The following is a 24,656-nucleotide window of genomic DNA, read 5'->3' as shown; positions in this document are numbered from 1 at the left end:
ATTACACTAAATTAAGGAACAAAGATGTCTATCACTCAAAATTTCATCAATCAATCAAATCCAGCCATACCACTCAATATCGTTGCGGTATCGGGTGGGCTCAACACGCCATCGAAAACCGAAAGTCTGGTGCAAAATATTGTAGATGAATTGGCACAAGCCACGCCCATCAACGTGCATTTTATCAAGCTGAGTGAAATCGGGCCTTTACTCAGTGGGGCGATTTATCGTAACCAACTGCCAGAACGTGTACAAAACGACTTGGCGGCAATTGAAGCGGCGGACGCCTTGATTGTAGGAACACCGGTGTATCGCGCGTCTTTTACCGGATTGTTTAAACACTTATTTGACTTTGTAGAGCAAACCGCGCTTGTGGATGTGCCAGTATTATTGGCAGCGTCGGGCGGTAGCGAGCGTCATGCACTGGTACTAGAGCACCAGCTTCGCCCGTTGTTTAGTTTTTTTCAAGCCCAGACATTGCCCATTGGCGTGTATGCGACGGATAAAGACTTTACCCCAGAATACACTGTCTCAAGCCAACAGTTGCGTGACCGTATTGTGTTAGCGGTGGCGCGCGCGTTGCCGATACTTGAGTGGGCACCCGCCAAAGGCAAACGCGCCCAAGCCATTAAAGAAAAATCAGCGCAAGCCAATCAGCAGTTAGGCATTAATAAACAAATCGAACAAGCCGAAATATTACCCTCTGTGGCAGTGCCAGATTTATCGAGCGCCGAAGCCAGACTACACCCGCAAATTATTCAATCACAGCCTAAAACCCATTCATCCGTTGCTTGATTTGTGTATGCTTTAGCGAATATTGGCTCATCTGACAAGGGCAGTCATCATCAATATCTCCCAAGCAATCAACAGCTTAGTTTTATTCAAAAATTTTATTTTTATCATTGCTATATGTAATTTTGGAATATTAATTTGTTTGATGGGTGTTTGTTGTCCTAGTTTGCTCGCCTTACACTAATTTGATTGATTATCGAATTATTTAGGCGAACGGACTATGAATTTTCAACAACTTCGTATTATTCGAGAAACGGTACGCTGTGACTATAATTTGACCGAAGTGGGCAATGCATTATTTACCTCACAATCAGGTGTATCCAAACATATCAAAGACTTAGAAGATGAGCTTGGGGTCGGGCTGTTTGTGCGTAAGGGTAAACGGCTCTTAGGTTTGACCGAACCGGGTAAAGAGTTATTGGTGATTGTAGAGCGGATGCTACATGATGCCAACAATATCAAAACCTTGGCTGAACAATATACCAGCCAAGATAAAGGCGAATTGACCATCGCAGCCACCCATACCCAATCTCGTTATATTTTGCCGCCCGTTGTGCAAGCGTTTAAACAGCTTTTTCCTAAGGTGCATTTGCGCTTGCTACAAGCTGCGCCGCAAGAAATTGCGGCAATGCTACTTGATGGGCGAGCAGATATTGGCATTGCCACCGAAGCCTTGTCAAGCTATAGCGAGCTTGTGACTTTTTCTTATTATCACTGGTATCATGCGATTGTGGTGCCGCCTAATCACCCGTTGACCCAGCTTGAACAGGTAACGCTTGCCGACATAGCCCATTATCCGATTATCACTTACATTAGTGGTCATACCGGGCGAACGATGATTGATGAAGCGTTCGCCAAAGCAGAATTACAGCCTGATATCGTGATGACGGCGTTGGATTCTGATGTGATAAAAACCTATGTGGAGTTTGGCATGGGCATTGGTATCATCGCGGATATGGCGTTCAATCCCAATAAAGACACCCAGTTAACATTACTTAGTTGCGAGCCGCTATTTCATCAAAATACCACCTTGCTCGCAGTGCGACAAGGGCATTTTTTACGAGGATTTGGCTATCAGTTTTTAGCCTTGTGTAACCCCACGTTAACCCAAGCAACAATGCATGATGCCATACAACCTAGCAGCTAACGCTAAATCCTGATAAGCAAGGTTGCAAACTTATCGTCTTTTACATCCGATGTAATACGCGTCAAACTTGCTTGCTATCTCGCTTGCTGTGCTATTTTTAAGATTTGGGCTTGTTTATCTGGTGTTGATATCAATTCATTTGACGATAAAACGCTTTATGGTGAAAACTGTAAAGCTTTTTTGATGGCACTGCTTTAGCGATTAAATTGATAGGGTTAGCAGCAAAACTATTAAGTAGTTTTTGTGCTAACCAAAGCAGTTTTTGTTATTTTTTATTGAGCGATATTTGCTTTAAGCTTATGGCTACTGATAAACCGCCCATGACAAAAGGCGAGTTATCTTAATCAATTTTTGAGCTTACAAGCAGGGGTTACGATGAAAATTTTTTGGTTTATACCGACACATGGCGATAGTCGTTATTTAGGCACGAGTAAAGGGGCAAGAACCGTTGACCATACTTATATGAAGCAAATTGCAGTGGCAGCCGATAACCTTGGCTATGAAGGCGTGTTGATTCCGACAGGTCGCTCATGTGAAGACCCTTGGCTGGTCGCTGCTAGTCTCATTGATGCGACGACTCGCTTAAAATTTTTGGTGGCATTACGCCCTGGGGTGACGACACCCGCGCTTGCCGCTCGTATGACAGGCACCTTTGATCGATTATCAAATGGTCGATTGCTGCTTAATCTTGTCACAGGCGGCGATGAACAAGAGCTTAAAGGCGATGGCATCTTTGAAGACCACGCCACGCGTTATCAGACAGCCAGTGAATACACCACGATTTGGCGAGAGATTTTAACCCGCTCGCACACAGGCGAATCCTTTACCTTTAACGGTGAACGCTTGCAAGTCGAGGATGCCAAATTGCTATATCCCCCTCTACAACAGCCATATCCGCCCTTGTGGTTTGGCGGTTCATCTGAGGCGGCGCAAACACTGGCTGCCGAACAAGTTGACAGCTACTTGACCTGGGGTGAGCCGCCTGCCGCCGTCAAAGAGAAGATTGAGCAGCTTAAAACCAAAGCCGCTGCCAAAGGTCGCACATTGAGTTATGGTATTCGTCTGCACGTGATTGTGCGTGAAACCAATGAAGCAGCTTGGCAAGCCGCTGATGAGTTATTGAGTCATGTCACTGACGACACCATTGCCGCTGCCCAAGCCAAATTCGCCCAAATGGACTCAGTGGGACAACAACGTATGGCGGCCTTGCATGGCGGTCGCCGTGATAACTTAGAAATTTCGCCCAACTTATGGGCAGGGATTGGACTGGTACGTGGTGGCGCAGGCACGGCACTGGTAGGCGACCCACAAACCGTTGCCGCGCGTATTCAAGAATATGCCGATTTGGGCATTGATAACTTTATTTTTTCAGGCTATCCACACTTGGAAGAAGCGTATCGGTTTGCTGAATTGGTTTTCCCATTATTACCGATTGACACCCAAAACACCTTGGTCAAGCCAAATTTGACAGGACCATTTGGTGAAATTGTCGCTAATAACTATGCACCGCCGCAACAAACTAGCGGCATTGCAGCCTCAAAAACACCCGCCACTGAAACACCCAAACACGCCATTGCCTCTTAAAGGCATATTACAGGCGTCTTAAATACTTGTGATAAAACGTGCTAACTAAGGCACGTTTTACGCCTTTTCTATATCTATCATTAGGCACCTATCATCCGACAGTGTGCGTGGAATGCACCCTAGCCATGATAAACTTTTTAACTGATAGACCTTTTTTTAAAAGTGAGAGCCATTCATACCGTGAGATTAGACCACTTCATACCAACAAGCTACTTTGCTAAAGCCTGTCTTATACCTACCTATTTGACCTATCCAATCCCCACCAGCTTTCGCGATTGCGTGCCGAATTTTATATCTAGGTGTCAATATCACAACTTTTTTTAGCAAATGCAAAGCAGGAAAAGCGACTTCTCTATAATGGGTTACATTCGCAATTTTAATAAATTATTGATAGCAATGAAAATTTTTAAATTAATACTGTTAACTTTGCAGTTTGTAGTATGTCATTTTTTAATCAATAGTTTAGTTATGTAATTTTATGGGTGATAAAAGTTAATTTAGCGCTTTTTACTTTTTACGGCTTATATAATGAAAAAGATTTAAATTTTAAATAATAAAACAATATGATAAATAAATTTAAATCATGCACGTCAATTAATGATCAACTAACTATAAGGGCAATAAAACATGGCAACTGAAAACAACGAAAAACTTTCTTTATTAGACGATGTAGCATTAAAAGCACAAATGCTCATGGCAAACCTAAAAGAGGGCGCTAATGATGGCTATGACCATTCTGTCACCAGTGCCGGTGAAAAGGGCTTAAAATCAGGCAAAGTGTCTGAACTCACCGCCATTGCACCTTTAACCAAAGATGGGGCAGCTCGTATCAAGCGAATTTTAGAGATCACCAAAGGCAATCTTGCAGGGGCGACCAATGTAGGCACCTTGCATGATTTGCGGTTGGTGTTTTTAGACAATGACACCAAGCTACTGTTTTGTACCGCCTATGATGGCGATTGGGACGCCTACATCAATGACTTTGCTACCAAAATTCCAGAACTCATGGACTTGATTTTTGGCAATGTAGAGGGTTGGCCTGGGATTAAAAGCCCGACGGTTAAGCAATTTATCCTTGACCATCAGATTACCGCTACCGGTTGGTATGTGGGTGTACCGCATCTGACGGTTCGTGATATTGCGCGTAATGACAAAATCGTGCGTGGCATTAATAAAGCCATTGAACAAGCCCAATAAGCCCGCTTAGAACCTGTATTCACCCTATCACGTTTATCAGCGTACTATTATAAGGGTACTCTGAATGGGCAAGCTTTAGGTTAAAATTTCGATACAAAAGCCATTTGTTGCGTGATTTTTACCATAAGCGATATTTAGCGTGGTGTATGGTGAACAGGCTCTTAGCATCAAATTTTTAAGATTCTCTGCTAGGAACGACCATGAATAACGACAACCCAGCGAATGAAAGCCTACTTGACAAATTAAAAACCCATCTACAAGATGGTATCGAGCATGGCATAGAGGCCATTAAAGACAAATTTGAACACAGTGATACACCCAGTGAAAAAGGTAGTGTCAAAGAACTGGTACATGAAGCGAAACAAAAAATCAGCACGCAGCTGCACAGCGTCACCACACGGGTAACGAACGCTATCTATCCCAATATCGCCACAATGGAGCTTGAGGATATTCAAGCCATCATCTTGCATGACCGCCCGGCGCCTTACTATGGCACGCTTGTCGCGCTAAAAGTCAATGACAGCAACGCCGGTCGTGAATTACTAAAAGCGGTATTACCAAACGTCACAGGCTCAAAAAATTTCCAAAAAGATATGGATGCCAATTTGACCATTGTGATGACGTATGAGGGGCTAAAAGCTTTAGGCTTACCGCAAAGCTCGCTTGATTCTTTCCCAGAAAATTTCAAAACAGGGATGGCAGGCCGCTCCGATATCTTGGGTGACAAAGGCGATAATGACCCTAACAACTGGCTTGCGCCATTTGGTGATAAAGGTGATATTCATATTTGCGGCGCGGTGATTGCCGATAGCCAAGAAAAATGGCAAGCCAAACTTGCCGAACTTAAACAGGCGTTTGCTCCTTATCTAGATACCAGCCGTAACGCGATCGAAATCTTAGTGGAACATGATTTTGGCGCAGATGGTGACGTCAAAAACGTGTTTGGTTATCGCGATGGCATCAGTAACCCAGAAGTTGATGGCAGTGGTATCAGCCTTGAAAATAACATCGAACGCCCGATTGCGGCGGGTGAGTTTGTGTTAGGTTATAAAGGTGAAGCGGGCGTGGTACCCCCCATGCCACAGCCTGAAGTATTGGGTAAAAACGGCTCGTTTATGGTACTACGAAAATACCGCAGTAATGTGGCTGACTTTCACCGCTATTGCCTAGAACAAAGCGACAATGATCCAGCTAAAGCCGATAAACTGGGGGCAAAAATGTTCGGTCGCTGGCGTTCGGGTGCCCCTATTACCCTAAGCCCAGATCACGATGATGAAGCCCTCGGCAAAGACAATGTAGCAAACAATAAATTTGACTACACGGACGACCCCTATGGCAAAGGCTGCCCGTTTGGTGCCCATGCTCGCCGTATGAACCCCCGCAATACCAAAGACTTTATTCTAAGCGATGTGCGTCTTCATCGTATCATCCGCCGTAGCGTATCGTATGGCGATATCGTGCCGCCCAATGTGACCAAAGACGATGGTCAAGAGCGGGGTTTATTTTTTATCGGTATCAACGCGCATGCCATGGACACGCTTGAGTTTTTGCAAAGCCAATGGATTAATGACGGTAACTTTATGAACCTTGGGGAAGAACGTGACCCACTGCTAGGCGTGCACGCAGGTAGTGACGCTGATAGCGATGTATTCACCGTACCCGATGAGCCAATTCGTAAGCGTCATACCAATATTTTGCAATTTAATACCCTACAAGGCGGTGAATATCTTTTTGTACCAAGCTTATCGGCACTTAAATGGATTAGTGAGCTTAACGAAAATTCATATTAGCGTAAAACTAAATAAAAAAAGGTTAGGCGTTTTTAGTACCGCTAACCTTATAAAATAATGAAAATAACAAAGGACAATCATCATGTTAAATAAATTATTCGGTCGTCGTTATGCCAAGTTTGACCCAGCCATCGACCAGCTTACTAGCGACGATGAAAAAGCCATCGACCAAATCACCGCAGATATTCGTGACTATATCGGCAAATCAGACACGGTTAGCAAAATCAACTATCACACCCGAGATGCCCACGCCAAAGGCTACTGTGCGTTAAAAGCCAACTTTGAGATTTTACCAAAACTGCCTAAAGAATACGCCCAAGGTATCTATGCCAAACCCGCTCGCCATGAAGCGGTGATTCGTTTTTCTAACGGTTCATCTCGTGTGGCTGCCGACAACAAGTTGGGACTTTCTCAAGGGTTGGCGATTAAAGTCTTTGGTGTCAAAGGCGACAAATTACTGCCAGATGAGCCAGATAGCCCAAACTTTGACTACAATCTGATTAATTTTCCTATTTTCTTTTGTAACACTATTCAAGACTATAGTTATATTTCACGGCTATTTTTACAATTAAATGATTATTTTGCCAAAGGCGTGAAAGGTCAAGCCAAATTTGCTTTTGACTGGGTTACCCAATACGGCAAAAAACTACCATCCAAAGAATCCCTCAAGACTTTTAGGGCTTTTAGTAAGTTTAAAACCATTAAACCGCAAAATAGCTTGTTATACAGTTTTTATTCACAAGGGGCGGTGCGTCATGGCGACTATATGGCGAAAATCCGTGTTGCCCCGACCAAAGCGTCACAAGCCAAAATCAAACGCCGAGATCTCGATGTCAATGCCACCAGTGAGGCGATTCGTCCTCTGATTTTACAAGAAATCCGTGAGCATGATTATGAGTTTGATGTGCAAATCCAGCTATGCCGTAACTTAAAAGACCAACCCATCAATGACTTGACCAAAGAATGGGATGAAAAAGACGCACCATTTGTGACAGTGGCAAAACTTACCATCCCTTGCCAAGATGTGCCAGATGACGGTAACTTTGACATTATGGAGCATTTGTCATTTACCCCGTTTCGTTGTATTGAAGCCAACCGTCCGATTGGTAATTTGCAACACGCGCGATTACGTGCCTATCAAACCGCCTCGACCACGCGTCATCGTTTAAATCATAAAAAACGTGCCGAGCCAACCAATCTAAAAGAAGCGTTTAATAAAGATTTTTATAACCTTTAATTAAAAGAACCTAATTAAAAAAATAAGGATAACAGACATGAAAGCACAACAAAATATTTTAGTCACTATTTTTGATGTATCAACTGAAGCCTACAAAGCCTTTACCGAGCTAAAAGCCTACAAAAGCAACGCTGAAACCTTGATTGCGCAAGCGTTACTCATTAAAAAAGAAAACAGTGTGATCACAACAGTGGATAGCCTAGACCAAGGCGAACAAATCAGTGGTGGGGCAGTTATGGGTGGTCTGTTTGGTGCGTTGCTTGGCGTATTGGGCGGACCTGCAGGCCTGTTAATCGGCGGTTCACTGGGTATGGTACTCGGTAGTGATGTCGGTGCGGTAGCATCTTTTGGTCAATCATCGTTACTTGAATACGTTGCCCAAAATCTTAAAGATGGTGAAGTGGCGATTTTAACGTTGGTTCAAGAGCAAAACGAGCAACCACTAAACGACTTTTTCGCGCAGTATAACACCCATAGTCAACGCTTCGATGTGGCTCATGTACAAAGTGAAATAATCGCAGCCAAAGAAGCACATGACCAGTCGGTTAAACACTTGCAACAAGTATGGCGTGAACAACGCAAAGCTGACCATTCGTCAAAATTGGACGCATTTCGTGATGAAATGAACCAAAAATTTCATCAATTGGGTGAAAAACTCAATCTCCATAAATAAATCAAAAACCGTTAGTGTTTGAACATGCTAACGGTTTTTTTACCTTTCAATCTAATTAAAAATAGTCGACAGCAAATACGATAATATTAAAAATAATTTACCTTAATCATCAATTATGAAATCGCGTATTTGCTCATTAACGCTAGGGGCATAGTATGTCAGAATCGAATAACCTTTCTAACTTTAAAAACATAACAGTCGCAGGTAGTGGTGTTCTAGGCTATCAAATCGCCGTACAAGCGGCGTTTCATGGTTTTAAAGTCGTTGTGTATGATATCAATGACGAGGTGCTCAATAAAGCCAAAACCAAATTTGCCGATATCGCCAAACATCATCAGGCTGATTTGGGCGAAACAGCCGAGCAAGCCAAACAGGCTGAGCAAAACTTGCGTTATAGCTCAGACTTAAGCGCCGCCTTAAAAGACGCAGACTTGTTGATTGAAGCGGTGCCCGAAGATGTCGCCATCAAAAAAGATTTTTATCAAAAAGCCTCAGCAGCCGCCCCCGAGAAAACCGTATTTGTCAGTAACTCATCTACCATGTTGCCCAGTGATTTGGTCAAATTTACCGACCGTCCTGCTAAGTTTTTGATGATGCATTTTGCCAATGAGATTTGGAAGCGCAATCTTGCCGAAATTATGTCGTATGCTGATACTGACCCTAATGTATTTGATGCGGTGACCGCGTTTGCCAAACAAATCGGCATGGTGCCTATTATCGTCAACAAAGAAACCTCGGGCTATGTACTAAATTCACTACTCAATCCTTGGTTAAATGCAGGGATGCAGCTGTATATCCAAGGCATTGCTGACATTCAAACCATCGACAAAACTTGGATGCTTGGCACAGGCTCGCCGATGGGACCGTTTGCTTTTTATGATATGCTGGGGCTGACTACCCCTTACAATATTTACAAGCTTGCTGTGGCTAAGGGCAAACAACAAGACCAAGCGGTCGTTGATATGCTCAAAAAAGAGTACATCGAGAAAAATAAACTGGGCGTACCAACGGGCGAAGGATTTTATCAATACCCCAATCCCGCCTTTAAAAATCCTGACTTTTTAAAACCACCCAAAGCGGATTTATCCAAAGTACCCTATAAAAATATTACCGTGGCAGGCAGTGGCGTATTGGGCAACCAAATTGCGGTGCAATGTGCGTTTCATGGGTTTAACGTGACTATTTATGACATTAACGATGACGCGATTGCTAAGGCGAAAACCCGCTTTACAGACCTTGCCAAGCAGCATCAGCATGACCTAGGTGAAACCGATGCCCAAGTGACAGCAGCCAGCAAAAATTTAGCTTACACCACGGACTTGAATGAGGCGTTAAAAGATGCAGACCTATTGATTGAAGCGGTGCCAGAAAGCTTAGACATCAAACAAGATTTTTATCAAAAAGCCTCAGCCGCCGCCCCTGCCAAAACCGTGTTTGCCAGTAACTCATCAACGCTATTGCCAAGCGTGTTATCGACCTATACTAACCGTCCAGAAAAATTCTTGATGCTGCATTTTGCCAATCACATCCATATCCGTAATACGGTTGAGGTGATGGCGGCAGCAAGCTGCGACCCACAAGTCTATGCTGACGTCATCGAATTTGCCAAAGCCATTGCCATGTTACCGATAGCGGTAAAAAAAGAACAATCGGGCTATGTGCTTGATAGCTTATTGATTCCTTTATTGGTGGCGGGGTTAAAACTGTGGGCAAATGGGGTTGCCGATGCCGCAACCATTGATAAAACGTGGATGATAGCCACGGGTGCACCCTTTGGACCGATGGCGATTTTGGATAAAAATGGCATGAAAACCAACTACAACATCTTTAATGAACTGGCAAAAACGGACCCTTCTTTGCAGCAGCCCGCTGAAAAGCTCAAAGCAGAACTGGTCGATACTAACAAACTGGGTGAAGCCACGGGTGAGGGGTTCTATCAATATCCTAACCCAGCTTATTTAGCGAAAGATTTTTTAAGCCTATCTGACTAAACTGCGTTTGGCAGAGGAGAATGAACAAGGGTTAATTTGCTAACTTGACGTATCTACTGTTGTCACTACCGACATGCCGGGCATCAATTCATTCAGACGACTTTGGTTGCCATCGATGTCGATGCGTACAGAAATGCGCTGTACCACTTTGGTAAAATTCCCGGCGGCATTGTCGGTTTTAATGACACTAAATTCTGACCCTGTTGCGGGGGAGATGCTTTTGACTACCCCCGTAAATTTTTGTTTGCCTAGGGCATCGACAGTAAACCACGCTTTTTGCCCGATTTTCATTTTATCAATTTGGGTTTCTTTAAAATTGGCAATGACCCACATCGATTTTGGAATGAGGTAAACCAGCTGTGTGCCTTGTGTCACCAGCTGACCGGTACGGATATTGATTTGCCCTAATTTACCTGAGGTCGGGGCGGTGATTAAGCCATATTCTTGGTTGGTATTGGCCTGATTTAACTGTGCATTGGCGCTTTTAATCTGTGCCACCAAACCAATCTTTGCTACTTCCGCGGTCTTTTGACCTTCGCGGGCGACATCGACACTGGCCATTGCTTGGCTCATCAGTGCTTCATTGTTTTTAACTGCCGCTTTGGCAGTATCGACTTCATTTTGTGACACGGCGCCAACACCGACCAGGGATTCAAGTCGTTTCAGCTGTTGGATCGACAATTCTAGCTGGGTTTTAACTTGTGCTACTTTTGCCTGCGCGGCTTTGACATCGGCTTTGCGCTGCTCGATGATTTGTTGCTGGTTGGCTAAATTAGTAGTCGCTTGTTCCAGCCCTGATTCGGCTTGTACCACTTGCTGTGAGTAGTTAGCACTGCTGACTTTAACTAACGGCTGACCTTGTTTGACGTCTTCAAAATCGGTGACGTAGACTTTTTCGATATAACCATTAATTTGTGCCGACAATAGGGTGATATTGCCTTTGACATAACTGTTTTCGGTTTGTTGCAGTGGGGAGTTAAACGGACCCAAATGCCATGCCCATAAAATTACCCCAACACCAACCAAAAAAACCAATAACATGATAATTAAGGTAAGCGGCCTAGGGTTAATAATCTTTTCAGGCGCCTGTGTGGGTTTATCATCGCTGTCATCCGCGGGCGCATCATTTTGGGTTTTTGCTTCACTACTCATGAGTTGGGTTTTCCGTAAGCATTTTATTGATGATTAAACTTCATTTATCATTAAACTGTTATCTAAAAAAACAGTTATCTAATTGGGTTGCCTTGTTATACGCATCTAGCGTATCAAGTCTATGTTTGCTTAATTGCTACTTTTTGCCGATTTTCAATGTATTTTTTGCGCGCGATATTAATCATACCCCAAGCAAATAAAAACGTGGCAATGTAACTGTTCACAGTAATGATATCGCCATACGCTTTAATCTGCGCTTCTCGCGTAACAATTTGGTTGAGGGATTGTTGGGCTTGTTGCTGCGACAAATTGTTGTCGGTGATGACGGGTTTAAACCCTGCTTGGTATTGTTGAAGCCGTTGGGTTACTGTGGCATCGGTCGATTGCATTTGCTGTAAAATACTTTGTTTGTGATACTGGGTGCGCTGCTGTTGCAGGGTGCTATAAAAAGCCGAGCCTACCAGCCCGCCGAAGTTTTGTGTCGCCCCAAACAATATGATAAAGGTGATGACATGATTGACGCTTTGTCGCAGCGTCAGCCCAAATCCCATCAGTACCAATGGACCCATAAACAGTGAGCCTGCAAACGCGACTGCAAATTGACTGAGATAAAAATTTTGGGGTCGTACGTCACTGGTGAGCATATTGGCATCATACACACCGGCAACCGCTACGAGCAAAGTCGCTACTACCATCGGCGGAATCAAATGATCGCGCGAAAAGGTCAGTGCGCTGACTATCAAACCTGCCAACATACCAAAAAATATGACCGTATAAAAACCCACAAACTGGTCGGACGTTAGACCTTGGGATTTTAAAAAATTCACCACCGCATAACTTTGCTCAGACATAATCAAACGCAGTAAAAAAGCACCGACCACAAAACGCCATAACGCAAAACTCCCCAGCCAGCGAGTCATAATCAAAGGATTTTTGCGGTAATGCTCAAAGAAAAAGCCTGACATCAACAGCGCCAAAGCACCAATGAGCATATAAGCCAATAAGGGTGAGTTTTCCCACCACAAAATTGCCCCTTGTACCAGCACCCCACACAGTAATCCAAAACCGGGCGCCAATAACAAAAAGGTGAGAATGTCTTTCTTTTCATACACTTCAATACGTAAACTTCGTGGTAACTTGACGGCGACTACCATCGCAAAACAACACAGCGCCAAGCCAAACTCAAAGGTGTAAAGCCGAGTCCAGTCATTCACATTGACCAAATAAGGGGACATTATCCAAGCCAACGGAATCGCCAGCGCACTGACCCCAAAGCCAATATACAAACCTTGCAGGCGATACTGACTGGAAAAGGCTTGCATCACATAATAAAGCCCGAGTGAGGATAACGGCGCCGCGACAAAGCCTCCTATCGCCCTGACCAATAAAGCCATCGGATAGTTTTGCACAAATATATGAATAAACATCACCAGCATGAACATCAGCAGGGATATTTCAGAAAACCAGCGTAACCCAAATTGTTGGCGCGCTTTAAACAGTAGCAGGTTGGCGCTGACATTTGCCATCACATACACAGCAGGTATCCAAGCCACTTGTGAGGGTGTCAGTGCATATTCGCCTTGAATTTGCGGTAAATTGGCGGTAATAATGCCGTTGCCCAAGCCACCACAAATTGCAATAAAAACGCCGATGACAAAGTACACAATGCTTTTTGATCGAGAGTGAGCAATACTCGGTGGGGAACCGGGTAACGCGGGTTTTTCATCCTCGGTCCAATTGGGTGGCGTTTCTAAGATTCTAGGTGATTTCAAAGGGTAGCTCGATTTTGATACTGTTAAGACAAGAGAGGTTGGCTATAGTGTAATCAAAAATAGGCTTAGCGTCAGCGACAAAATAGTTCGATAAATGTGACATAATAGATTTGAAATTGACTAGCGCTAGGCTAGTCATCATTAGCCAACTCCTCATTATCCAATCAATCATTATTTCACAGGTCATTGAAACCCATCAGGCAAGCTACGGTCAAATCCATCTAGTAAATACAACCAGTCGATTAAGGTCTAACATTTTTAAACAAAAAAATTCGATTTTTTTGCTGCATAGGTGTTTTTTAGTTGCCAAAATGCGCTAGGCTATCCATTCATTCATCACTGATTAATCACTGCTATGAACCCGCTTTATCAAACCGATTTGCCGACACTGGGGCGCAATACTGACATTGACCACCATGCTGATTTACAAGTGTTGCAGCGTATCAAACGATTCTTATTGCCCCATGATTTTGAGGTGTCAAAGGATTTATTGCAACAGATGCAGCAGGGGTATGGTGTCGCAGATCAGCCTGTCGATGCGCTGTTATCCAGCGGTATCAAATTTGCCAAACCCCTGCAGCAATTGATTTTGCATGAGCAAGGGATAGCGCAAACGAATAACGCATCGGCAGCCAAAGCGTTATTGCAACAGCCCGCGTTTGAGGCGCTGTATCAGCAGTTTTGCCAATATCCAAGTTGGTATGATGCTAAGCTTGCCGAGATTGGCGCAATTGCCTATCGGCGCTATCCGTTGATGCTGATTTGGTTACTGCGTAATGTGGCGCTAATGGCAGGGTATAGTATCCCTGCGCTCTCATTGCCACTCATCAAAACAGGGGCGTTAGTGCATGATGCACTGCCGAGGCTCATGCGAACCTATGCGTATATTTTGGCAGTGTCTGAGTACCCAGCGATTAGCCGCAACCAACAACCACCGTTGGCAATTGGCACAGAAGGCTGGCGGAAAAGTCTGCAAGTGCGTCAGATACACGGTCTGGTACGAAAACACTTATGCAGTCATGATTGGGACAGTGGCTACTGGGGGTTGCCTATTAACCAAACCGATATGGTAGCAACCCACTTGCAGTTTTCGCTACTCATTATGCGCGGGCTAAAATTACTGGGGGCAAGAATCAGCGCCGAAGAATCCCAAGGCATTATGCACTTATGGCAACTGGCGAGTTGGTGGATGGGGATTGAGCGGGCGCGCATTCCTGAAGATGAAACCGAGGCGTGGGCATGGCTTTATAGCTATTTGGCAACCCAGCAATTAGATTTTGAATTTGGTAAACCTCTCGCCAAAGCGCTGCATGATTTACCTTCGCAAATTATGGGTGAGGACAACAGACGTGGACAGCTGGTTGAGCGGGTCAATGCCAGTGTCACACGGACTTTAGTGGGTGATGATATTGGCGATGGCTTGGGACTGCCTAGACCAAAATGGCGCTATGGCGTGCTTGTCAGTGTGCCGATTCTGTTTGGGCTTGATACCGCGCGAGCGCACAATGCGGCTATTGCCAAAAGATTGGCGCAATTTCGCGCCAAACGCCAAGATAACATGAACTGGTGGCTCAAAAAGCACGACAACTATTACCAATGAGCTAGCACATACCAATGAACTAGCCCATACGACGTTACTAATTTACCAGAGTGACAGTAACGGTTATCTATGCCGAGTTATATAGGCAAAGTTATCCATACAAGGTTGTCTAGGCATTGCAATCACTAGGCTTTTAAAATCACCTTCATCATGTTCCAAAAGGTCTTGCCATACGGTGGTTGGAGCAAATGCGCGAAGTTAAGGTGACTTTGTTTAAACACCGCTTTTGGATGAGAGAAGGTGTCAAAGCTATATTTGCCGTGGTAACGCCCCATTCCTGATGCCCCGACACCGCCAAACGGCAGATTTTGCTGGGCAATGTGAAAAATCGTTTCGTTAATACAGGCGCCGCCACTCACTGTATGCGCGAGCACGTAGTCAGTGTCGGCTTTGTCCTCGCCAAACACATACAGCGCCAGTGGGCGGTCACGCTCATTCACATACGCCACTGCCTGCGTCAGATCTTGGTAGGACACCAGTGGCAATACAGGGGCAAAAATCTCCTCTGTCAGCAGTTTAGCATCGCTGGGTAAATCGGTGACAATCATCGGTGGGAAAAATCCAGTTTCGATATTCACTTCATAATCGGTCAGTGGAATGAGAGTGGCACCGCGCTGTTTGGCTTCATCGAGATAACCTTGTACGCGGCTGGCTTGTTTGGGGTTGATGACAAAGCTATAGTCAGGGTTGTCTGCAAGATTGGGGTAGTGGGCGTCAAGCCATGCGGTTGATTGTTCAATAAAGGCGTGTTTTTTATCCGCCTGTATCAACACATAATCAGGCGCAATACAGGTTTGCCCTGCGTTCATGGTTTTGCCTGTCCATACGCGGTTGACAGTTTTTGCTACATCAGCGCTTGGCGCCACCACGACAGGAGATTTGCCGCCCAGCTCAAGGGTGACAGGGGTCAAATTCTGGGCAGCGGCTTTCATGATATGTTTGCCCACTGCGGTAGAGCCAGTAAAAAACAAATGGTCAAACGGTAATTGGCTAAAGGCTTGCGCGACTTCGACACCCCCTGTAATCAAGGTCACTTCGTCTGCGGCAAAGTATTTGGGTAATGCATCAGCCAGCCACTGCTCAAAGTTCGGTGACGCTTCTGAGACTTTGAGCATCGCACGATTGCCTGCCACCAATGCGGCAGCCAGCGGCGCAATCACCAAATACAGCGGATAGTTCCAAGGTGCGATAATGCCTACGAGCCCTAACGGCTGTGGCTGGATATAGCTACGAGCGGGCAAAAACCAAATCCCAGTTTTGACGGGCTGTTTGGCAGACCAAGCCTTGCCGTGCTTTTGTGTATAACGAATGGCTTCAAGCGTTGGGAACAGTTCAAGCATGGTAGTTTCAGCCGCTGGGCGTTGTCCAAAGTCGGCATGAATAGCGGTGATAATCTCGCTTTGGTTGTCCATCACCAGCTGTTCTAGCTTTTTTAGCCGCGCACTACGAATTGACCAATCGACATGTTGGTCTTGGCGGCTAGCCGTTCGCATGATGTCGAACTGCTGCTGCATGGTATTGATAGTTGCATCCGAATTAGTTGCATCTGAGTTGTCTTGAGGTGTCATGTGTATTATCCCAATCATTTAGTTAAATTTTAACTCAACATAGCAGTTAAGTCGGTATCTTGCTAGCATCTTTTTAAACAAGCGCCACGTTTTGCCTTGTGGCATCCGCAGGGTACGGTGACTGGGTTGATTTGTGCGGAATATGGCTCATGGCATGCTCTATCAACGCTGTTATGGTGAGACTTGGGTTGACGCCCAAGTTGGTCGAGATATTGCCGCCATCGCAGACATAAAACCCTTGATAATTAAACAATCGGTGGTACTTATCGACCACGCCATCTGCTGCAGAATTGCCTAGCGAAATCCCACCCATACAATGTGCGGTGGTTGGGATATTCAAAAATACTTCCGACAACACGCCATAACCGACTCCCCCCATTTGGGTTGCCATCTGCTCGGCAAACGCGCTGGCTTCTGGGATAAAGGCGGGGATGGCAGGGCCATGGGTTTGCATCTGGTAGCGATTACCCAACCAAGCCCGCCACCACGGGCTTTTTTGATAGCGCATTTCAAGCTCATACGGCGTGCTTTGCATACATAGCAAGATAAGGCTTTGTTTTGCCATATTATGCGGTCGAAATGCACGCCACGCCTGACGGGGCTTGACGATAAACTGCACTATAAAACACCATAACCAAGCCAGTAGCGGTATTTTTTTGCCGTTTTTATAATTGCTTAACGTCGCCAAAAAGGAGGCAATATTAAAGCCTTCAGGATAGCGTGTCGCCTCAATGTGTGTGCCATCGCCCAAATAAATCCCAGAGCCAATAGCCACGCCATCGCTCATAGCGCCATGTTGGTCATCCAAAAATCGTACGCCTAGCAAAGATTCAGCGTTGGTATAGATACGCTTGCCAAGATAAGGGGAAATATGGGGCATATTGCCTTTATGGCGCTGCTCAAACAGCAGTTTTTGGCTACCGAGGCTGGAGGCTGACAACACAATCTGTTGAGTGGTGATTTGATACTCACCTTTATCCGCTGATTGCAGCGTCACCCGATAGCCTTGCGAACCGTTTTGATAGGCAGGGTCGCTTGGCGATTTGCTAGCATCTGCTATCGGTACTATATCCGTGACTTTGGTTTCAGCGAGCAGGGTAGCGCCATTTTTTTGGGCGAAATACAGGTAGTTTTTATCGAGGGTATTTTTGGCGCCATAACGGCAGCCGACCATACAGCCACCACAGCCTATACAAGGACTGCGCTTAGGACCTGCGCCGCCAAAATACGGGTCACCATTGACAGAAGGGTGAGCATACTTGTCATGGTCACTAAAGTAGGCGCCCACATCGGTGAGATAAAAACTATCGCCCACGCCGCTCAGGTTTGCCATTTTTTGTAGCATCAAATCGGCATTGCCGATTTCTTTGTTTTGGCTCACCCCTAGCATCCGTTTGGCGGTCTCATAATGTTGTGGCATCACCGCTTGCCAGTCGTGAAGCCCAGCCCAGCTACCTTGTTGCCAAATTTTGTCTTCTGGTTGTAATAAGGTGTTGGCATAAGTGATTGAGCCACCGCCCACCGCGTTACCATGCAGCACCATGACATGCTTAAATAGCTGAAGCGAAAAAAAAACCTTTGTACTTGAGCGCAGGCAACCACAAAAATTGCTTGATATCGCGCACGGTTTTGGGCATGGTTTCAGGAGAAATATGCTTGCCTTGCTCAGCGATAATCACGCGATAGCCTTTTTCGGTCAGTCGCATCGCCGAGACGCTACCGCCAAAGCCTGAGCCTATGACCAAAAAATCCGTATCAAATGATTGACCTTCCATGTATCGCTTTCCTTATTTTCCTTAATAGTTGTCCTTAATAGTTGTCCTTAATAGTTATCTTGAATAGTTGTCCTTATAGCTGACCAGCCGCGGGCTACTTTGCAGTGGCTTTTTGGCTGTATCTGTCTTTGTATAACAGCGGTTGACCGCTAAACAGTTCAACCCGCTACCTGATTAGGGTATACTAATTTTTCAGCAGGCTGCTGCAACTGTGACATTTGGGTTTGTTTTGTTTTGATAAATTAAGTAAAGGATTGAGTTGAAAGGATTAACGCGTGCCAAAGCCAACCTTCATACCGCTTTCATCGCCCACGGGTACGAGTATTGAGTCGAGTTTGAGTGATTTTGGACAGCAGGCGCATATCATGGGCAATGCCAATACCGTGGTCAGACGTTCGCTCGCCATAGCGCTGCTCAAATTCATGGAGTCCACCCCATTTGCCGATATCAGCGTCACCGAGCTGACCCAAAAGGCAGGCGTGAGTCGCATGGGGTATTACCGCAATTACGATAGCAAACTTGCGTTACTCAAAGACTATTTGGCGCAGATTGAGCATGATTTTCCTTTTATCGACTTGACGGCGGCAAGCGAGTCCGAGTTTTATGCGTTTTTGCGACAAGTGTTTGACTATCTGAGCAAGTTTGAGTTATCGACCAAGATTTTGCTCAATCAAGGCTTTGAAGGGCTGATTTTAGATACGCTGCTCAATAGCAAAATTTTTGTCGAATACCGCAAAAAGCAGTCATTGACTTGCCAAGCTACGACAGCGCCAAGTCAGGATAAAAGCGGGGAGTACAATCTGGTATTTGCCTCAGGAATGCTGTATCACACCTATATTCATTGGGTGCGGCAAGGGCAAACAGAAACGCCACAGCAACTAGCCAGTTGGCTCATGGCCGGTGGGTTCTATCGGTTATTTCATCCTGCTGATGACTAAACTGATTGGGTTTTATCAAACGCTATCACTATTCCCATACCCACTAGCATGGCGATAAAAAACACCACCCCTTGCCAGATGCCCATGCCCATGAGAACCACCGCAGGGGCAGGGCAGATACCAGCGATGCCCCAACCGATTCCAAATATCATCGACCCAATCGCCAAGCGCTTATCAATACCGCGGCGAATCGGTGGAAACGGCGCACCCGATAGACTGGTCTTTTTTAAGCGACTTAAGTTAAAACCGATGGTGGCGACAATGAGCGCGCCAACCATCACCAACATCAACGCAGGGTTCCAATCGCCTGCGAGATCAAGAAAGCTTTGCACGGTTTTTGGGTTTGCCATATCACTGACAATCAACCCCGTACCAAACACCAACCCACAGATAGCACTGATCAATAACACAATTTCTTTTCGCATAATAGATGCCCCTAACGCCTCAATTAAATCAATGACAATAAATGACGACCGATAAACACCGTCACAAACCCTGCGGACATAAAAACAATGGTTGCCACCAATGAACGGGGTGAAAAGCGCGCATTGCCACAGATACCATGACCACTGGTACACCCTGAGCCCATCCGCGTGCCCACACCGACCAATAACCCTGCGATGACATACAGCCAAGGCGATGATGATACCGTGATGGTTGGCAAGCCAAATAACTGACCAACCAGCCAAGGCGATACTAGCAAGCCCACAAAAAACGCCAATTGCCAAGCAAAATCGGGTGAGTTTGGCTGCCAGAGACTGGCGACAATGCCACTGATGCCAGCAATCTTGGCAATACTCCACCACAGCATAACCGCAGAGAGCCCAATCAACATACCACCCACCAATGGATGACTATAATCTGCAATAGAAAATAACAACATACGCCACCTAAGTATTTCACAATAATATATATTATACAATATTGTATAATGTATAGCTAGTTTAACGGATAATTTTTTTGGTAAGCGGATTTAACGATAGGGGACAAAACGGATTAGCAAATGGCTTTTTGCAAAAAAACTATGTTAGATTAAAGCTAGATTAAAACAAATACAAAACCATGATGATAGGGCTTAACGGCTTAACAGTTTAATAAGGCAACCCATGTATAAACTCACCACATACATACCGACAGATTATTTAGACGCTGTAAAGCAAGCCTTGTTTGACGCAGGGGCAGGGCAGATTGGCAATTATCAGTATTGCTGTTGGCAGGTGTTGGGTACAGGACAGTTTATGCCATTGGCAGGCAATCAAGCCTTTATTGGTACCACCAATCAATTACAAACAATCGAAGAATGGCGAGTCGAGATGGTGGTTGCAGATGAGTGCCTCAAAGCGGTGGTGCAAGCGTTAAAACAGGCACACCCGTATGAAACCCCTGCTTATGATGTGCTAAAGCTTGAAGATATTTAGTCATCCAATTTATCCTCACCCGATGACTAATTCCCTTATATACCTAAGGTTATTAAACGCCTTTTTTGACTCGACTACAAGTAAAAAGTATGACCAGAATATCGGGCAAAAAGCGATTGTGGCTTGGTTTTAAATGGTCTATAGTCAATAGTAAATAATTTGTTACACTTTACTTCAACCCAGCAACCGACCATTGAATTTAAGGAGTGAGACATGGCAAATCCCCCCAATAGCACAGCGGTAAATAGCGCCAAAACTGACAATGCCAAAACGGATAAAGCGAAGCCCCAAAATTCGCAGTCTACCAAGACCCTAGCTACCAACACCCCAGCGCGCCGCAGCACTAAAACACCATCGACCGAGCGTATTGACCAACCTTATGAGACCGACCCCACAGTGTTGCTTGAGCAGTCGCAGCAAGCAGGGGTGAGTGAAAAAGCCAACGCCAAAAAACGCGCCATCGAAAGCATCATGAATAAAGACCTAACCACAGGCAATGTCGAGAAAATGGCAGAGCACTTGCAAGCGCTGATCAATGGTATGTCCAACGATGAAATCAACGAAGTCAAAAAACTATTTGGCAGCCAAACCACTAGCGTGCAAAGCAAAATCAACAAAGACGACGAATTGGCGGACAACTGGCGTGAAGGCGGTTATCCCTACAAAAACCGTATGTCACGCAAAAACTATGAAGCCCAAAAATACGAGCTACAAGTCGAACTATTAAAACTGCAAAAATGGGTCAAAGATAGCGGGCAAAAAATCGTCATCATCTTTGAAGGTCGTGATGCCGCAGGTAAGGGCGGTACCATCAAACGCTTTATGGAACATCTAAACCCGCGCGGTGCCAAAGTCGTCGCCCTTGAAAAACCCACCGAGCAAGAAGCGGGTCAATGGTACTTCCAGCGTTATGTCCAGCATTTACCGACCAAGGGCGAAATCGTGCTATTTGACCGTTCATGGTATAACCGTGCTGGTGTCGAGCGTGTCATGGGTTTTTGTACCGAAGAGCAATACAATGACTTTATGCGCCAAGTCCCAGAGTTTGAAAAACATCTGATTAGCTCAGGTATTCATTTAATCAAATTTTGGTTCTCAGTCAGTCGTGAAGAGCAGCGCCGCCGTTTTGCCGAGCGTGAAGCCCATCCGCTCAAACAATGGAAACTCTCACCGATTGATAAAGCGTCACTCGACAAATGGGATGATTACACCCTTGCCAAAGAAACCATGTTCTTTAACACGGACAGTGCAGAGTCACCTTGGATTGTCATCAAGTCAACCGATAAAAAACGCGCGCGTTTGAATGCCATGCGCTATGTACTTAGCAAACTACCTTACGACAATAAAGACCCTAAAGTCGTGGGGACAGTTGACCCATTGATTGTGGGTCGTGCCGGGGCTTTATATGAAAAAGGCGAATATAACGAATTGGCAGTACCCAATATCTCGTTTAAAGCCCACAAATAATTACCCAGTAAAATAATGGGTCAAACACCGCAAAACAACAACACAATAACCCCAGTGCACGGCATTGGGGTTTTTAGCGTTAAAGATAGCAGCAAGTAGTTCGCTACTATTGCCGCCAAACCACTGCTGCCAAAAGGTGGGGACATATCAAAAAAGCCAAAACCACATTTTTTTATCGACAATCGCCTATTTTTCGCCAGCCAAAGTCAAGATAGGCGGCAAGCGTATTCAATACCCCCGAATTTTGTTAAAATAGGCAAAAATTTATCCAGCTGAGAGCCCCATGAATTCAAATAACTCAAACAACTCGACAACTAACCAATTACTGTTTAGACAAGCCAAAGCCCACATCCCTGGCGGTGTAAATTCACCTGTGCGGGCGTTTGCAGGCGTGGGGGGTACGCCCGTGTTTATCAGCCGTGCCCGTGGCAGCAAAATGTATGATACCGAGGGCAAACCCTACATAGATTATGTAGGCTCATGGGGACCGATGATTTTGGGTCATGCCCACCCCCATATTATCGAAGCGGTCAAAAATGCGGCAGATGACGGGTTAAGCTTTGGCGCCCCCACCACGTTTGAGACCACGGTGGCGGACAAAATCTGTGAATTGATTCCCAGTGTTGAATTAATCCGTATGACCAGCTCAGGTACTGAAGCCACCATGTCCGCCATTCGGCTAGCACGTGGCTATACAGGGCGCGACAAAATTGTCAAATTTGAAGGCTGTTATCACGGTCATAGCGACAGTCTACTGGTCAAAGCGGGTTCGGGCATGCTAGATATCGGTGAACCCAGCTCAAAAGGCGTCCCTGCAGATTTTGCCAAACATACCCTCACCATTCGTTACAACGACCCGCAAGCCATCAAAGACTGCTTTGCGCAATTTGGCAATGACATCGCTTGTGTGATTGTCGAGCCTATCGCCGGCAACATGAACATGATTGTACCCACGCAACAATTTCACGATACCTTGCGTGCCGAGTGTACCGCGCATGGCGCTGTGTTAATTTTTGATGAAGTGATGACTGGGTTTCGGGTTGGCTTACAGTCAGCGCAAGCCCATTTTGGTATCACACCAGACTTGACCACGTTTGGTAAAATCATCGGTGCAGGTCTGCCAGTCGGGGCGTTTGGTGGTAAACGTGAGATTATGGAATGTATCGCACCGTTAGGCGGCGTGTATCAAGCAGGCACCTTATCAGGCAATCCACTGGCGATGCGTGCCGGTATTGCCATGTTTGATTTGCTCACGGCTGAGGGTTTTTATGAAGCATTAAGTGAAAAAGTCGTTTATTTGACTGATAATCTTGAACAGTTGGCGAAGGATGCGGGTATTGGCCTTAAGACCACACGCTGTGGCGGTATGTTTGGGCTGTTTTTTACTGATAGCGATACATTGCCACAAAACTTTGAAGAGGTGTGCCAATGCGATGCGCAAAAATTTGCGACCTTCTTCCACGGTATGCTCGATCGCGGTGTGTATCTTGCGCCATCCGCCTTTGAGGCAGCCTTTATAAGTAGTGAGCATTCGCAAGAAGACTTGGATGCGACCTTGCAAGCGGCAAAAGAAGTCTTTGCGATAATGGCGAAAGCATAACGGTTGCACATAAAAAATTTGCCAAAGGATTTTTAATTGCGTTTGGACAGTTGCCTTTGGCAAAGTTTGCCAAAGGTCAAAGCGCAAATAGTGATTTAAAGACTATCAATTTTCGATCAAATAGATTTTAGAGACTAAAAACCACCCATGCGACAACTCCCCCAAGCGTTAACCCCAGAATCCATTGCACAGCGTAATCTTGAAGAAAGTCAGCAGCCGCAAAGCTTTTTTGATGATTTTGCCAAATCTGTTACCTTGTATCGCGATGACGACATTTGGGTCATCGACAAACCGCACGGGCTGTTATCCGTCGATGGTAAAGCGTTAAAAGTCAGCCTACAATCGCGACTGCTCAAAGCCGACCCAAACGTCAAACTCATTCACAGACTTGATATGGACACCTCAGGGATTATTATTTTTGCGCGCCACAGCGAGGCGCAAACCCATATCAGCAAACAATTTATCGACCGTATTCCGAGCAAAGAATACCAAGCGCTGGTCTGGGGAACGCCGCCGCAGCAAGGCGAAATCGATGTGCCGGTGCGCTACGACCCACCCCAAAAACCCAAGCATATCGTCGATATGAGTTGGGATAAACGCGCCTATACGAAATATGAAACCTTGCACCACGAACTGCGTGAGGGTAAGGCAGTTAGCCGTGTCGCCTTGTATCCGGTCACAGGGCGCAGTCATCAACTACGCGTGCATATGCTGCATATCGGGCATGTAATGCTTGGCGACCCTATCTATGCGCAAGATGTATTGGACGGTCAAGCGTTTGATTTATCGCCTAGGCTTTGCTTACATGCACACAAATTACGTTTAAAACATCCCAATACGGGTGTGTGGATGGAATGGGAAAGCCCCGTGCCGTTTTAACCGCGTGGGTTTTTAGCAATCTATCTTTTAAAATGATAGGGTTTAGCGTGCTGTTTTCATCCTACTGTTAGCGTCA

21 protein-coding genes are annotated in these 24,656 nt (G+C 45.4%); 14 read left to right on the top strand and 7 right to left on the bottom strand.

All coding sequences use genetic code 11. The features are described from left to right. Nucleotides 1-24: 24 nt before the first annotated feature. From msuE to LAJ61_RS03135, 8 genes are all read left to right on the top strand, one after another. Nucleotides 25-795: an FMN reductase gene (gene msuE, locus LAJ61_RS03170; RefSeq protein WP_224054441.1), complete on the top strand. Its 771-nt coding sequence runs from the start codon at nt 25-27 to the stop codon at nt 793-795. A gap of 217 nt (nt 796-1,012) precedes the next feature. Continuing rightward, nucleotides 1,013-1,939 carry a CysB family HTH-type transcriptional regulator gene (locus LAJ61_RS03165; protein ID WP_224054440.1) on the top strand — a complete coding sequence of 309 codons (927 nt, stop codon included), beginning with the start codon at nt 1,013-1,015 and terminating at the stop codon, nt 1,937-1,939. 375 nt (nt 1,940-2,314) lie between these two features. Beyond that, on the top strand, nt 2,315-3,523 hold the full coding sequence (gene ssuD, locus LAJ61_RS03160) for an FMNH2-dependent alkanesulfonate monooxygenase (protein WP_224054439.1): 1,209 nt from the start codon (nt 2,315-2,317) through the stop codon (nt 3,521-3,523). Between the two features lie 627 nt (nt 3,524-4,150). Further along, complete coding sequence (locus tag LAJ61_RS03155; protein WP_224054438.1) at nt 4,151-4,720, top strand: hypothetical protein; 570 nt, start codon at nt 4,151-4,153, stop codon at nt 4,718-4,720. Nucleotides 4,721-4,920: 200 nt separating this feature from the next. Beyond that, complete coding sequence (locus LAJ61_RS03150) at nt 4,921-6,510, top strand: Dyp-type peroxidase (protein ID WP_224054437.1); 1,590 nt, start codon at nt 4,921-4,923, stop codon at nt 6,508-6,510. A gap of 82 nt (nt 6,511-6,592) precedes the next feature. Further along, on the top strand, nt 6,593-7,747 hold the full coding sequence (locus LAJ61_RS03145; protein ID WP_224054436.1) for a catalase family protein: 1,155 nt from the start codon (nt 6,593-6,595) through the stop codon (nt 7,745-7,747). Between the two features lie 37 nt (nt 7,748-7,784). Continuing rightward, entirely contained in the window at nt 7,785-8,420 is a 636-nt protein-coding gene (locus LAJ61_RS03140) for a DUF1269 domain-containing protein (RefSeq protein WP_050324630.1), read from the top strand. A gap of 155 nt (nt 8,421-8,575) precedes the next feature. Beyond that, nucleotides 8,576-10,411 (top strand): 3-hydroxyacyl-CoA dehydrogenase, encoded by a 1,836-nt coding sequence (locus LAJ61_RS03135; RefSeq protein WP_224054435.1) that lies wholly within the window; start codon nt 8,576-8,578, stop codon nt 10,409-10,411. A gap of 39 nt (nt 10,412-10,450) precedes the next feature. On the opposite strand, the gene LAJ61_RS03130 is transcribed toward LAJ61_RS03135, so the two are convergent. Then, a complete protein-coding gene (locus LAJ61_RS03130; RefSeq protein ID WP_224054434.1) occupies nt 10,451-11,563 on the bottom strand; it encodes an HlyD family secretion protein in 1,113 nt (370 codons plus the stop codon). 119 nt (nt 11,564-11,682) lie between these two features. Then, nucleotides 11,683-13,335 carry an MFS transporter gene (locus LAJ61_RS03125; protein ID WP_224054433.1) on the bottom strand — a complete coding sequence of 551 codons (1,653 nt, stop codon included), beginning with the start codon at nt 13,333-13,335 and terminating at the stop codon, nt 11,683-11,685. Nucleotides 13,336-13,690: 355 nt separating this feature from the next. On the opposite strand from LAJ61_RS03125, the gene LAJ61_RS03120 reads away from it, so the two are divergent. Beyond that, nucleotides 13,691-14,935, top strand: a complete 1,245-nt coding sequence (locus tag LAJ61_RS03120) for an oxygenase MpaB family protein (RefSeq protein ID WP_224054432.1) — start codon at nt 13,691-13,693, stop codon at nt 14,933-14,935. Between the two features lie 125 nt (nt 14,936-15,060). On the opposite strand, the gene LAJ61_RS03115 is transcribed toward LAJ61_RS03120, so the two are convergent. The 3 genes from LAJ61_RS03115 to LAJ61_RS03105 form a co-directional block, all read right to left on the bottom strand. Then, nucleotides 15,061-16,503 carry a coniferyl aldehyde dehydrogenase gene (locus LAJ61_RS03115; protein WP_224054431.1) on the bottom strand — a complete coding sequence of 481 codons (1,443 nt, stop codon included), beginning with the start codon at nt 16,501-16,503 and terminating at the stop codon, nt 15,061-15,063. 73 nt (nt 16,504-16,576) lie between these two features. Beyond that, on the bottom strand, nt 16,577-18,046 hold the full coding sequence (locus LAJ61_RS03110) for a GMC oxidoreductase (RefSeq protein ID WP_224054430.1): 1,470 nt from the start codon (nt 18,044-18,046) through the stop codon (nt 16,577-16,579). Between the two features lie 7 nt (nt 18,047-18,053). Next, complete coding sequence (locus LAJ61_RS03105; RefSeq protein WP_224054429.1) at nt 18,054-18,278, bottom strand: NAD(P)-binding protein; 225 nt, start codon at nt 18,276-18,278, stop codon at nt 18,054-18,056. A gap of 275 nt (nt 18,279-18,553) precedes the next feature. On the opposite strand from LAJ61_RS03105, the gene LAJ61_RS03100 reads away from it, so the two are divergent. Further along, complete coding sequence (locus tag LAJ61_RS03100; protein ID WP_224054428.1) at nt 18,554-19,216, top strand: TetR/AcrR family transcriptional regulator; 663 nt, start codon at nt 18,554-18,556, stop codon at nt 19,214-19,216. Here LAJ61_RS03100 and LAJ61_RS03095 read toward each other — a convergent pair. Both LAJ61_RS03095 and LAJ61_RS03090 read right to left on the bottom strand, forming a co-directional pair. Beyond that, nucleotides 19,213-19,641: a DUF6691 family protein gene (locus LAJ61_RS03095; RefSeq protein WP_224054427.1), complete on the bottom strand. Its 429-nt coding sequence runs from the start codon at nt 19,639-19,641 to the stop codon at nt 19,213-19,215. The two genes, LAJ61_RS03100 and LAJ61_RS03095, sit on opposite strands and share 4 nt — an antisense overlap. 23 nt (nt 19,642-19,664) lie before the next feature. Further along, nucleotides 19,665-20,099 carry a YeeE/YedE family protein gene (locus tag LAJ61_RS03090; RefSeq protein ID WP_099834419.1) on the bottom strand — a complete coding sequence of 145 codons (435 nt, stop codon included), beginning with the start codon at nt 20,097-20,099 and terminating at the stop codon, nt 19,665-19,667. Between the two features lie 223 nt (nt 20,100-20,322). Between LAJ61_RS03090 and LAJ61_RS03085 the strand changes: the two genes are divergently transcribed. The 4 genes from LAJ61_RS03085 (at nt 20,323) to LAJ61_RS03070 (ending at nt 24,580) form a co-directional block, all read left to right on the top strand. After that, nucleotides 20,323-20,634 carry a YqfO family protein gene (locus tag LAJ61_RS03085; RefSeq protein WP_224054426.1) on the top strand — a complete coding sequence of 104 codons (312 nt, stop codon included), beginning with the start codon at nt 20,323-20,325 and terminating at the stop codon, nt 20,632-20,634. Nucleotides 20,635-20,847: 213 nt separating this feature from the next. Beyond that, nucleotides 20,848-22,101 carry a polyphosphate kinase 2 gene (ppk2, locus tag LAJ61_RS03080; RefSeq protein WP_409034982.1) on the top strand — a complete coding sequence of 418 codons (1,254 nt, stop codon included), beginning with the start codon at nt 20,848-20,850 and terminating at the stop codon, nt 22,099-22,101. Between the two features lie 283 nt (nt 22,102-22,384). Further along, entirely contained in the window at nt 22,385-23,701 is a 1,317-nt protein-coding gene (gene hemL / locus LAJ61_RS03075; RefSeq protein WP_224054425.1) for a glutamate-1-semialdehyde 2,1-aminomutase, read from the top strand. A gap of 147 nt (nt 23,702-23,848) precedes the next feature. After that, on the top strand, nt 23,849-24,580 hold the full coding sequence (locus tag LAJ61_RS03070; protein WP_224054424.1) for an RluA family pseudouridine synthase: 732 nt from the start codon (nt 23,849-23,851) through the stop codon (nt 24,578-24,580). The last annotated feature ends 76 nt before the right edge of the window (nt 24,581-24,656 follow it).

Source organism: Faucicola osloensis (assembly GCF_020041925.1).
In the GTDB taxonomy this organism is placed as follows: Bacteria; Pseudomonadota; Gammaproteobacteria; order Pseudomonadales; family Moraxellaceae; genus Faucicola; species Faucicola osloensis_D.
Note: the sequence above shows the minus strand (reverse complement) of the source record. Positions and strands in the feature narration are given on the sequence as shown.